The organism is Nannocystis pusilla (assembly GCF_020073745.1).
Lineage (GTDB): Bacteria > Myxococcota_A > Polyangia > Nannocystales > Nannocystaceae > Nannocystis > Nannocystis radixulma.
The window spans coordinates 274,071-285,941 of record NZ_JAIRAU010000047.1 but is presented as its reverse complement, the minus strand read 5'-3'; the positions used below and the strand labels follow the sequence as shown (position 1 = coordinate 285,941).

The 11,871-nt window shown below is 71.8% G+C and carries 10 protein-coding genes; 5 read left to right on the top strand and 5 right to left on the bottom strand.

Annotated elements, in window-relative coordinates; translation table 11 throughout:
• Positions 1 to 388 precede the first annotated feature (388 nt).
• Positions 389 to 1,003, bottom strand: a complete 615-nt coding sequence (locus tag K7C98_RS34320) for an MYXO-CTERM sorting domain-containing protein (RefSeq protein WP_224196065.1) — start codon at positions 1,001 to 1,003, stop codon at positions 389 to 391.
• Between the two features lie 77 nt (positions 1,004 to 1,080).
• Here K7C98_RS34320 and K7C98_RS34315 point away from each other — a divergent pair, with 77 nt between their 5' ends.
• Together K7C98_RS34315 and K7C98_RS34310 are read left to right on the top strand one after the other, a co-directional pair.
• Entirely contained in the window at positions 1,081 to 1,716 is a 636-nt protein-coding gene (locus K7C98_RS34315) for a hypothetical protein (RefSeq protein ID WP_224196064.1), read from the top strand.
• 59 nt (positions 1,717 to 1,775) lie between these two features.
• Positions 1,776 to 2,030, top strand: a complete 255-nt coding sequence (locus K7C98_RS34310) for a hypothetical protein (RefSeq protein ID WP_224196063.1) — start codon at positions 1,776 to 1,778, stop codon at positions 2,028 to 2,030.
• A gap of 36 nt (positions 2,031 to 2,066) precedes the next feature.
• Here K7C98_RS34310 and K7C98_RS34305 read toward each other — a convergent pair whose 3' ends face one another.
• Together K7C98_RS34305 and K7C98_RS34300 are read right to left on the bottom strand one after the other, a co-directional pair.
• On the bottom strand, positions 2,067 to 2,672 hold the full coding sequence (locus K7C98_RS34305; protein ID WP_224196062.1) for a hypothetical protein: 606 nt from the start codon (positions 2,670 to 2,672) through the stop codon (positions 2,067 to 2,069).
• 165 nt (positions 2,673 to 2,837) lie between these two features.
• Positions 2,838 to 3,725, bottom strand: coding sequence for a LysR family transcriptional regulator (locus tag K7C98_RS34300; protein WP_224196061.1), 888 nt, complete (start codon positions 3,723 to 3,725; stop codon positions 2,838 to 2,840).
• A 92-nt stretch (positions 3,726 to 3,817) separates the two neighbouring features.
• Here K7C98_RS34300 and K7C98_RS34295 point away from each other — a divergent pair, with 92 nt between their 5' ends.
• The 3 genes from K7C98_RS34295 to K7C98_RS34285 all read left to right on the top strand — a co-directional run bounded on the left by K7C98_RS34295 (position 3,818) and on the right by K7C98_RS34285 (position 9,580).
• Entirely contained in the window at positions 3,818 to 4,735 is a 918-nt protein-coding gene (locus K7C98_RS34295) for an NAD-dependent epimerase/dehydratase family protein (protein WP_224196060.1), read from the top strand.
• 533 nt (positions 4,736 to 5,268) lie between these two features.
• Positions 5,269 to 7,305 (top strand): alpha-amylase family glycosyl hydrolase, encoded by a 2,037-nt coding sequence (locus K7C98_RS34290; protein ID WP_224196059.1) that lies wholly within the window; start codon positions 5,269 to 5,271, stop codon positions 7,303 to 7,305.
• A gap of 274 nt (positions 7,306 to 7,579) precedes the next feature.
• A complete protein-coding gene (locus K7C98_RS34285; protein WP_224196058.1) occupies positions 7,580 to 9,580 on the top strand; it encodes an alkyl/aryl-sulfatase in 2,001 nt (666 codons plus the stop codon).
• A 43-nt stretch (positions 9,581 to 9,623) separates the two neighbouring features.
• Here K7C98_RS34285 and K7C98_RS34280 read toward each other — a convergent pair whose 3' ends face one another.
• Together K7C98_RS34280 and K7C98_RS34275 are read right to left on the bottom strand one after the other, a co-directional pair.
• Entirely contained in the window at positions 9,624 to 10,610 is a 987-nt protein-coding gene (locus tag K7C98_RS34280; RefSeq protein ID WP_224196057.1) for a lysylphosphatidylglycerol synthase domain-containing protein, read from the bottom strand.
• 120 nt (positions 10,611 to 10,730) lie between these two features.
• Positions 10,731 to 11,777: a lysylphosphatidylglycerol synthase domain-containing protein gene (locus tag K7C98_RS34275; protein WP_224196056.1), complete on the bottom strand. Its 1,047-nt coding sequence runs from the start codon at positions 11,775 to 11,777 to the stop codon at positions 10,731 to 10,733.
• Between the last annotated feature and the right edge of the window lie 94 nt (positions 11,778 to 11,871).

Sequence of the window (11,871 nt, the reverse complement as noted above, 5' to 3'; positions counted from 1 at the left end):
CCGGCACAGGACGGGCGCCTGCGCGCGCTGAACCGCGTCTCCGTCCCACCGGCGTCCCAAATCCGCCGCTCCGTGCCCGCCTCTCGACGAGCGTCGCGGGCCCCGCTCGTGGCCGGGCGGGGAGGGACGTGCGCAGGCGCCTCGTTGAAGACCGGGGTCGGCGTGCGCTGGATTGCGTTGCACGGGCGTCAGCGTTCGCGTACGACGATTGTCGCGCGTCCGTGCCGCGGGGCGGCAGGGGTCGAGGGCGCTACCGCTCGATCGGCTCAACGCTGTCTCTTTGGACAGAATGTTCTTTGGGACATGTGGATGGCGGGGGCGAATTCGTTGCGCCGAGGAGTTCGCGCGGCCGGGCGGGCATCGCGGGTGAACGCGAGCGCTCGGGGGTTCATCGTCGGCGCCGGCGCAGCGCCAGGGCCAGCGACGCGAGCAGCATCAGCGCGGGCGTGCGGTCTTCGCCGGCGCGGCAGCCGTCGCAGCCGAGGGGCTTGGTCGGGGCGCCGCCGCTGCTCGCGGCGGAGTCGCCGGAGCCCGAGCCCGAGCCGGCGCCGCTGGAGCCGCCGCTCGCGGTCGAGTCGCCGGAGCCGGAGCCCGTGACGGAACTGCCGGCGGTGTCGCTGGTCGTCGCGCTCTCCGAGACACACAGCTTGAACATCTTGCACGTCCCCTTGGCGCAGGCGCCCCCGTCGCCGCACTCGCCGACGATGTCGTCGATGAGGTTGCCGCCAGCGCTGGTGGTGAAGCCGCCGCCGCACTCGAAGGGCTGGGCGCACTTCTCGACGGGCCGGCACACCTTGCCTTCGGGACAGGTCGTGTCGTCGCTGCAATCCTGGGGGCTGCAGTACGGGCCGCTGTGACAGCCGTTCGGGGTGGCGCCGTCGGGGCAGTCCGGCGGCACGTCGACGACGTCGGCCCGGGCGACGCCGCTCGTGGCGGCGAGGAGGGCGAGCAGGGCGGCGGCACACCACCGGCCAACGAAGCGATAAGGAGGCGCGATAAGCATCGTTCGATGCTACACGTCGCCGGCGGTGGCAGCAACGGCGGCCGCGCGGGGGACCGCTCGCAGGTTATCATCGCAGCGTGCATGCCCGCCGGTATCGCGTCCTGTGCCTCGTCCTGGCGACGGCGCTGCCGGGCTGCGGCACGCCGGTGATGGCGGGCGCGGATCGGGCCGCGAGCCCGACGACGGGCTGCCCCGAAGGGACTGTCGCCGAGCCGAGGCGCGCTGCGACGTTGCTCGAAGGCGTGACGAACATCCGCTCGGGGGCACGCGCGCTGGCGGGGCTGGGGCTGCGCGACTACAAGATCTGCTTCGGCGGCCGGGAGCTCGGCAGCGTGCGCGCCGGAGGCGTGCTGGTGCTCGATCGATCGGCGCCCGAGCCGGCGAGCATCGCACGGATCGTGCACCTCCTCGAGCATGTGGCCGATGGCCTCGACCGCTTCCCCGCTCCAGCTGTCCCGTGCTCGCAGCAGCTCGAGGCGGTGATCGCCGGCGAGGCGCGAGCGATCGCGGCCGAGGTCGAGGCGCGGGACGAACTGGGCGTCGAGGGCGGCGCGCTGGCAGAGCTCGCCGAACAACTCCGCGGCCTCGCTGTCGACGAGCGCCTCGCGCTGCTCGAGCGCGAGCTCCGGGCGGCCGAACCGCAGCACTCGCCAGAGCTCGCCGAGCTGATGCGCAGCTACGCCGCGCGGTGCGAGCGGGCGGCGGGAGGGTGAATCTCGCCCCGCGGCCGCGAGGAGCGCCGCCGTGGTGGATGACTCGAAAGGACGGAGAGATGAGCGACGCGAAGGGTGTCTTGATCCGCCAGGAAGAGGCCGTGCTTCTGATCGACGAAATTGACGACGAGAAGACGCGGGATCTGGTGGGCGCGTTGTTCGCCGCTCTCTGGCAAGAGACGCGAGCTGGCGTCTCTCCAGCGTGTGACTTCGATCTGGAGTTCTTCGCGCGAGTCTTCATCAGATTCGCGGGGAAGCACGAGTTGATCAAGGCCATCGTGGATGGCGGTGAATTGGGATCCTGGCCCGACTGATGCCGTGACGGTGACTCGAGCCGAGGAGACTTTCAATCAGCCGGCGCGCGAGTCGGCGACCTCCGCGAGGGCGCACAGGGCGGAGTCGCAGTGCTGGCTGGCGATCGGGCTGCAGCCGTCGGGGAGGGCGTCGACGCGGGTGATCTGGGCCTGCTGGGCGGGGGAGCGCAGGAGGTAGACGCGGCCCTGGCGGGTGACGTAGTAGGTCTCGCCGGCGCGGGTCCAGAAGCCGGACAGGGCGCGCGGGGCGGTGTTGGCCGGCGGGGCGACGTCGATCATGACGAAGTCGTCGCCGTGGACGACCGGCTCGACGAGCGCCGGCGGGCTGACGGGGGTGAGGCGCCCGGGCGACGGGCGGCCGACGGCGACGAAGTGGCGCTCGTCGCGGAAGTCGGCGGGGGCGTAGAGCTTGGTGTGATGGTGGGTGATCAGGCGGAACAGCCCGGCGAACACGACGAACGGGAACACGACCACGAATCCGAGCAGGACGTCGCGCTGCCCGGGGGTGAGGTGGGCGACGGCGAGGCTGCCGAACATGTTGGCGACGCCGTACGAGAACACGAGGCACAGCGCGAGCAGGCCGAGCGGGCCGCGGGCCAGGACGGCGGCCGTGCGCCCGAAACGTGCCGGATCGACGGTCATGTCCGGCCGAAACTATCACGGAGGCGCCGTTACCGCCAAACTGCAAGTTTGGTGATCTGAATTACGAAAAGGGCATTGTCGGCGTGCGTGTAATATGGCCCTCGGGACAGGTTCGTGCAGGCTTCGCTGCGCGCCGCGCCGAGGAACATGGCGACAAGGACATGTTCATGCGGACATGGTGCTGCGGGCGGCGGCGACGAGGAAGTCGACGACGGCGCGGACGCGCGGGGCGAGCAGGCGGCTCTGCGGGAACACGAGCTGGATCGGCAGGCCGGGCTCCTCGGGGGTGTCGGCGAAGAGCTGGCGCAGGGCGCCGCGCTTGAGGTCGACGGCGATCGTGACGTCGGGCAGCCAGGCGATGCCCATGCCGGCGAGGACGAGCTGGCGCAGGGCCTCGTTGCTGTCGCTGGCGACGGGGCCCTGCGGGGTGAGGCGGCCGCCGCCGGGCAGCTCCCAGACGACGCGCCGGCCGGCGCGGAGGATGGCGAGCAGGCGGTGACCCGCGAGGGCCTCGGGGGTGCGCGGGACGCCGTGGGCCTTGAGGTAGGCCGGGGTGGCGCAGAAGCAGCGGCGCAGGCGACCGAGCCGCCGCTGGACGAGCCGGCCGTCGCCGTCGCCGCCGACGCGCAAGGCGAGGTCGAATTGCTCGGCGTGCAGGTCGACGAAGCGATCGGCGAGCTCGAGCGCGACGGCGATCTGCGGGTGCGCGCGGTGCAGGGCGGGCAGGCGCGGGACCAGCCAGGCGTGGCCGAGCTCGACCGGGGCGCTCAGGCGGACCTGCCCGCGCGGGCCGGTGGCCCGGGCGGCCTCCTCGCAGGCGTCGGTGATGTCGTCGAAGGCCCGCTGCACCCGCGCGAACAGGGCCTCGCCCTCAAGGGTCGGCTGCAGACCCTGGCCGCTGCGCACGACCAGCGGTACGCCGAGCTTCTGCTCGAGCCGCGCGACCTGCTTGCTGAAGGCCGAGGGGGTGGTGCCGGCCTCGCGCGCGGCGGCGCTGAAGCTGCCCGCCCGCACGCTGCGGACGAACGCGTGGAGTTGCGGCGACAGGTCCACGAGGTTTGCCTTTCAGGCACAGATGGTGTGCCAGGAATCACACTACCATGCTGCGCAGGAACACACCATGCTCGCGGCACAGGAGCAGCGAGATGAAGCGTGCATTTGTGACAGGTGTTTCCGGTTATATCGGCGGCTCGGTGGCGCGACGGCTGGTGCAGGACGGCTACGAGGTGACGGGCCTGGTCCGCGATCCGGCGAGCGCGGTCCGGGTGGAGGCGACGGGCGTGCGGCCGGTGATCGGCGGGCTCGACGATACGGACCTCCTGGTGCGCCTGGCCGACGCGGCCGACCTGGTGATCAGCACGGCGGACGCGGACCACCGCCCGGCGGTCGAGGCGCTGGTCGCCGGGATGCGCGGGAGCGGCAAGACGCTGGTACACACCAGCGGGTCGTCGATCGTGGCCGAGGTCGGCACGGGCGAGCGGTCGGAGCAGGTGTTCACCGACGACTCGCCGTTCACGCCGGTGCCGGCGAAGGCGGCGCGCGTGGCCATCGACCGCTTCGTCCGCGACGCGGCCCACCAGGGGGTCTGCAGCGTCGTGGTGTGCCCGACGATGATCTACGGCCGCGGCACCGGCAGCAAGCGCGACTCGATCCAGGTGCCGATGCTGATCCGCGAGTCGCAGCAGCGCGGCGCGGGGGTGTACATCGGCGAAGGTCGCAACATCTGGTCGAACGTGCACATCGACGACCTCGTCGACCTGTACACGCTGGTGATCGACAAGGCCGAGCCCGGCAGCTTCTTCTTCGCGGAGAACGGCGAGACGTCGCTGCGCGAGGTGGCGCTGGCGATCGCGCACCTGCTCGGGTTCGGCGACCGCACGACGTCGTGGCCGCTGGCCGAGGCGATCGCGGCGCTCGGCGAGGAGGCTGCGGCCCTGGGCCTGGCGTCCAACAGCCGGGTGCGAGCGACGCACGCGCGGGCGCTCGGCTGGCGTCCGTCGCGGCCGGGGCTGGTCGAGGACATCGAGCGCGGTAGCTATCGCCAGGACTTCGGGCCGGGGTGAACGCGGCTGAGCTTGGCGCGTGCGAAGGCGCGGAACCCGGAAGAACTGGGCTTGGCGCGTGCGAAGGCGCGGGGGCCCGGAAGGCGCGTGCGAAGGCGCGGGGCCCGGAAGAACTGGGTGACGGCGGGCACGGAGCGGCGGATTTGGGCCCCTCGCTCGGCGGGCCCCCACCGGTTCACGTGCTCGGCGCCTTGGCTGGGGACAAGATGCTCTTGAGGACATGTTCGTCGCGCGCGCGGAGGACGGGCGCCTGCGCGCGCTGAACCGCGTCTCCGTCCCACCGGCGTCCCAAATCCGCCGCTCCGTGCCCGCCTGCAGCGAGCGTCGTGGGCCCCGCTCGTCGCCGGGCCGAGAAATGCTCAGCGGAGGCGACAACGGAGCGCTCGGTCTGGCTGATTCGACATGTTTTAAAAGACATGTAAATGGCGGGGCCGGTCGGGGCCGGTCGTCCGCGGCCCGAGGTCGGCGGGCGTGGGTCGGAGGCGGCCGGGCGCTTGACCGCGAGCCGGGCGAGGCGCCATCCTCGGGGCCGCGTGTCGCGCTCGCACCGGATCCTGCCTGTCCTTTCGATCTTGTGGGTCGGCTGCACCGATCCGCCGCTCATGTCGGAGACGACGGACTCGGTGACGATGCCGCCGAGCACGATGCCGTACGACCCGTCGCAGGGCGGGAACGTGACGGGCTACGCCACGGGAGGGCCCGAGCCGACGACCGGCGAGCCGACCACGGGCGAGCCGCCGCCGCCGATGTGCGACGACGCGCTGAAGCGTTGCGACCACGAATTCACGCACCCCGACAACGGCGAGACGTCGGTCGACGTGATGGGGAGCTTCGCGCCCGACGGGTGGACGAAGGGCGCGGCGATGAAGAGCGACGGGACGACCTGGCGCGTGACGGTGACTGTCCCGTGGGACACGCCCGTGCAGTACAAGCTGCGCATCGACGGGTCGATGAGCTGGATCCCCGACCCGAACAACCCCGAGCAGGTCGACGACGGGTTCGGCGGCTACAACTCGGTGCTCGAGCCGAAGACGTGCGACCCGTTCACCTGCGAGGCGGCCTCGTGCGGGGCGCCGCAGGAGGGCCAGTTCGACTGGCGCGACGCGGTGATCTACTTCGTGTTCGTCGACCGCTTCAACAACGGCAATCCGGGCAACGACGCGCTGATCGGGGTGGAGACGGCGGCCGACTGGCAGGGCGGCGACTGGGCCGGGGTGACGGCGAAGATCGAGGAGGGGTACTTCACCGAGCTCGGGATCAACACGCTGTGGCTGACGGTGCCGATGAACAACACCTCGGACGACGGCCTCGGCACCGACGGGCACCTGTACAGCGCGTACCACGGCTACTGGCCGACCGACCTGACGCAGACCGAGGAGCACTTCGGCACGCTGGCGGAACTGCAGGCGCTGGTGGCGGCGGCCCACGCGGCCGACCTCAAGGTGATCCTCGACTACGCGATGAACCACGTGCACATCAGCGCGCCGGTCTACGCCGACAACCCCGACTGGTTCAACCCCAACGACAACGGGAGCGGCGGCGATTGCGTGTGCGGGGCCGGCTGCTCGTGGGACGGGGCCGACGGCGAGCGCTGCTGGTTCACCGACTACCTGCCCGACTTCGACTTCAGCAACCAGGCGGCCCGCGAATTCTCGATCGACAACGCGATCCAGTGGATCATGGACACCGGCGCCGACGGGTTCCGCCTCGACGCGGTCAAGCACATCAAGATCGAGTGGCTGACCGACCTGCGCGCGCGCGTCCAGGCCGACGTCGAGCCGATGTCGGGTCAGCACTTCTACATGGTCGGCGAGACGTTCACGGGCGACAAGCCGACCATCAACAAGTACGTCGGCTGCGACAAGCTCGACGGCCAGTTCGACTTCCCGTTGCGCATGCAGATGGCCTACAACGTGCTGATGCGCCAGGGCTCGATGACGGAGCTGGCCGACTTCTACGACGCCAACAATAATTATTACAACGGCGGGGCGGCGGTGATGAGCACGTTCATCGGCAACCACGACATCCCGCGCGCGATCCACCTGGCCGAGGACTCGCCGCTGTGGAACAACCAGTGGGCCGACGGCAAGGACCGGGCGTGGGACAACAAGCCGGGGCTGCCGGGCGGCGCCGCGGCGTTCGAGCGCCTGGGGCTGAGCTTCACGATGCTCTACACGTCGCTCGGCGCGCCGCTGGTGTACTACGGCGACGAGGTCGGCATGCCCGGCGCCGGCGACCCCGACAACCGCCGCTTCATGCAGTGGGACGGCTACTCGGCGGGGCAGACCTGGCTCTTGGGTCATATCCAGGATCTGGGGGCGATCCGCGCGGCCCACCCGGCGCTGCGCCGCGGGTCGTACACGCGCCTCGGCGCCGACGCCGACAGCTTCGCCTACTCGATGTCCGGCGAGGGCGAGACGGTGACGGTGGCCGTCAACCGCAGCGACGCGGACAAGTCGGTCGGCAACCTGCCGGCGATGACGCTGAAGGACGAGCTGACCGGCGAGATGGTCGAGGGGCCGATGGTGACGGTGCCGGCCCGCTCGGCGCGGATCCTGGTCGCGCCCTGACGACGCCTGTCTGTCGGGACAGGCTCAGACGGCCGCACCTGGACCTTCACCGTACCGGCGCCGGCCGCGGCGCCGACGACCGCGAGGGGCGTTTCGGCCCGCCTGCGCGCGGCTCGACGCCTCGACCTCGTCCGCCCGCGGCGGAGGTCTTCCGAGATGTCTCCAAGGTCATGTGTGGTGATTGCCGGCGCGGCGGCCTCCGCGGCGGCGTGGGCCGCGACGAGCAGGCGGCGCGGTCACTGGCGCGGGCGCGGTCCTCGGCCATCGTGGGCGTATGCAGCCACGGAGAGCTCACGTCTCGCGGATCTGGTTCGTCGCCCTCGGATTGCTGCTGGCCGGTGTGACGTACGCGGGCCTGGCCGCGGCGCCGAACGGGCCGAAGCCGGCGACCGAGGCGACGCGGCGGGCCAACGCGGCGCTGCTGCAGTCGCTGCCGTTCTCGGACCGCGCCGACTTCGAGGACGCCGAGCGCGGGCTCATCGCCCGCCCGCACACGCTGACCATCACCGACGGCGACGGTAATGTGGTGTGGGACCTCGAGCCGTTCAAGAAGTTCATCCGCCGCGACGCGCCGGCGCCCGACACGGTCAATCCGAGCCTGTGGCGACAATCGCAGCTGAACTTGATCTACGGCCTGTTCAAGGTGACCGAGCGGGTCTATCAGGTGCGCGGCTTCGACCTGGCGAACATCACGTTCATCAAGGGCGACCGCGGGTGGATCGTGATGGACCCGCTGCTCACCGTCGAGACGGCGAGGGCCGCGCACGCGCTGGTGAAGCAGCACCTCGGCGACCGACCGATCGTGGCCGTGATCTACAGCCATTCGCACCCCGATCATTACGGGGGCGTGCGCGGGCTGGTCGACGAGGCCGCGGTGCGCGCGGGACGGGTGCGGATCATCGCGCCGGAGGGCTTCCTCGCCCACGCGGTGAGCGAGATGGTGCTCGCGGGCCCGGCGATGACTCGCCGCGCGGCGTACATGTACGGGACGTTCCTGCCCCGCGACCCACAGGGCACGGTGGGCAGCGGGCTCGGCATGGCGAACGCGAGCGGCACGGTGTCGCTGATCGCGCCGACGCAGTCGATCACGAAGACGGGCCAGGAGCTGACGATCGACGGGGTGAAGATGGTGTTCCAGCTGACGCCCAACACCGAGGCGCCGGCCGAGATGAACACCTACTTCCCGCAGTTCAGGGCGATGTGGATGGCCGAGAACACGACGCACACGCTGCACAACGTCCTGACGCTGCGCGGGGCGCAGGTGCGCGACGCGCTGGCGTGGGCCAAGTACATCGACGAGACGATCGGGCTGTACGGCGACGCGATCGAGGTCAAGTTCCAAGCCCACCACTGGCCGATGTGGGGCAAGGCCAACGTGCGCTCGTACCTCGAGAAGCAGCGCGACCTGTACAAGTACATCCACGATCAATCGGTGCACATGCTGAACTTCGGCTACGTGGGCCCGGAGATCGCGGAGTACCTGCAATTGCCGCCCGACCTGGCGCAGTACTGGCCGAACCGCGGCTACTACGGGACGGTGCGCCACAACGCGCGAGCGGTGTATCAGCGATACATGGGCTTCTACAGCGGCAACCCGTCGGACCTCGACGTGCTGCCGCAGGAGCCGGCGGCCCGCAAGTACGTCGAGTACATGGGCGGCGAGGCGGCGGCGATCGAGCGGGCCCGCGCCGACTTCGAGCGCGGGGAGTACCGCTGGGTCGCCGAGGTGCTGCGCCACGTGGTGTTCGCCAACCCCGACAGCGCGGCCGGCAAGGAGCTGCTGGCCGACGCCTACGAGCAATTGGGCTACCAGGCGGAGTCGGGGCCGTGGCGCGCGGTGTACCTGCAAGGCGCCTTCGAGCTGCGCCAGGGCGTGCCGAGCGGCTCGGCGGCCCAGACGGCCGGGCCGGACACGCTGCGCGCGCTGACGCCGGCGCTGCTGTTCGACCTCATGGCCGTCCGCCTCAACGGCGCGCGCGCGGCCGCGACCCGGCTCAAGCTCGACATCCACTTCACCGAGCCCAAGGAGCGCTACGAGCTGACGGTCGCGCACGGGGTGCTGAACTACGGGCGACGCTCGGCCGAGGTCGCCGACGCCGACGCGAGCCTGGCGCTGTCGAAGATGACGCTGATCGCGCTGCAGGCGGGCGAGACGTCGCTCGACCAGGCGATCGCCGCCGGGGCGCTGAAGCTGCGCGGGAACCGGGCGGCGGTCGAGGAGCTCTTCGGCCTGCTCGATCAGTTCCCGCAGGCGTTCAACATCGTCACGCCGTGATGTTTTCCTGGACATGTCGTGACGGACATGTCCGAAGAGGCGTTCAGGCGGGCGGCGGGGCGGCGGGGCGGCTGCGGCGGAGCAGCGGCCAGCTGACGAGCACGAGCACGGCGAACGAGGCGGTCGTGACGAGGCGCAGGCTGAGGACGAACAGCACGATCGCGGCGTCGTCGGCCCCGACCCACTTGAAGCCGCCGGCCCAGCCGACCTCCTGGATCCCGAGCGAGCCGGGGGTGACGCCGAGCATGCCGGCGAACTGGCCGAGCGGGGTGGCGGCGGCGATCTGGAAGAAGGTGAAGTCGACGCCGATCCCGGCGGCGGTCGACCACGACATCAGCATGGACGCGAGGTAGCGCAGCAGGCTGTAGGCGCCGATCTGCACGGCGAGGCGGCGGTCGACGACGGGCGGGGCGAGCTCGGGGTCCTCGACGGCGACGCGGCGGAGCCGGGCCCGCAGGGCGCGGGCGGCCGCGTAGGCGCGCAGGGCCAGGCGCGTCAGCGGGGCCAGGAAGACGGCGGCGAACGCGGCGAACAGCAGGCACACGCCGGCGAACGAGCCGATCGCGGCCGCGCCGGCGAAGCCGCCGCGCCAGACGACCACGGCCCAGGCGAGCATCATGGCCGGCAGCACGACGTCGAACACCCGCTCGAGCACGGCCTGGGTGATGGCGTGGCCGAGGCCGCGCTGCGAGCCGGCGGCCCGCAAGACCACGCCGCGGCCGACGATGTCCATGACGAACGTCGAGCTGACCTGGCCGAGGATCTTCGTCAGCGCCAGGCTGTGGAAGTAGGCGATGTGCGGCAGGCGGTTGCCGCCCATCGACTCGGCCATCAGCCGCCAGCGCGCGCTGGTGACGAAGGTAGCCACGAAGGTCGCCAGCAAGCACACGCCGAGCCACGCCGGCCGCAGCCGGGCGCGCGCGAACGCGGCCCGCAGCTCGTCGCCGCCGGGCACGAGCCACCACACCAGGCCGGCGAGCAGGCCGAGCCCGAGCAGCAGCTTGAGCGCGGTGCGCAGGCGCGGGCTCACGAGGGTCCGGCTCCCGGGGACATGTTCGTGAGGGCATGCTCGAATGGATATGTCTCAAAGGGCATGGCCCCAGAAGCATGGTGATTCGGGCAGGTGAGGGCGGCGGGCATCGCGGGGCGATCAGGGCCGGTCGGGCGGGCGGAGGTCGAGGGCGGCGCGCCAGCCGAGGCGCAGGCGCAGGCTGGCGGCGATGCCGAGCGCGGCGATCATGGCGAGCTGGCAGGTGTAGAGGAAGAAGGCGTAGGTCGAGCCGCCGGCGCGGACGACGTCCGGCGGGAGGAACAGGCCGAGCCCGGCGGCGACGCCGAGCTGGAAGGTGCCGACGTGGGCCGGCGGGCCGGGCACGAGCAGGGTGAGGTTGAGGACGGCGAGGACGGCGAGCGCGTCGAGCAGGCCGAGGTCGAGGCCGCAGGCGCGCGCGAGCAGGGCCATGCCGAACACGTTGGTGCCCCAGTAGGCGACGGTGCCGAGCAGGAACAGCAGCAGCGGGCGCAGCGAGGGCAGGGCCCGCAGGCCCTCGGCGAGGCCGCGGGCGACGTCGGCGAGGATGGCGGCCGGCCGGGCGGCGATCCGGCCGAGGCCGCGCCGCAGCAGCAGCTCGAGCGCGGCCGGCCAGCGGGCGAGCACGACGAGCACGACGAGGGCGCCGGCGAACAGGGCGAAGGCGGCGGTGCAGGCGGCGTAGAGGCCGGTCAGCGCCGGGACGTCGGGCGCGCCGGCGGCCGCGACGAAGAAGGCCGCGCACACGCACAGGCCGTCGACGACGCGCTCGATGGCGACGGTGCCGAGCAGCTGGCTGGCCGGGATGCCGCTGCGTCGGCCGAGCAGGGCCGGACGCACCAGCTCGCCGAGCCGCCACGGGAGCGCGACGATCCACAGCGCGCCGGCGAGGCCGACGAGCATGACGTCGCCGAAGCGAACCTGTCCCAAAGGTCTGACGAGGAACCACCACCGCGCCGAGCGCAGGAAGGCGTAGAGCAGCAGGGTGGCGAGGTAGGCCGGCAGGCCCCAGGCGGCGATCTCGAGCTCGTCGGGCAGGGGATCGAGCTGACGCTGGACCAGCCACAGCGCGAGCGCGGTGATCCCGATCGACAGGCCGACGCGCAGCCACGCGCGCGCGGGCGCGGGCGCGGCAGCGAGAGGCGCGGGAGCGGGCGAGGACGACACGCTGGCGAGAGTGTCCCCGGGGCGGCTGCGAAAGTCAGGACCTGCGTTCGGACCCGACGAGCGGCGATCGCCGTCGACGCGGCCCGGCGCGCCG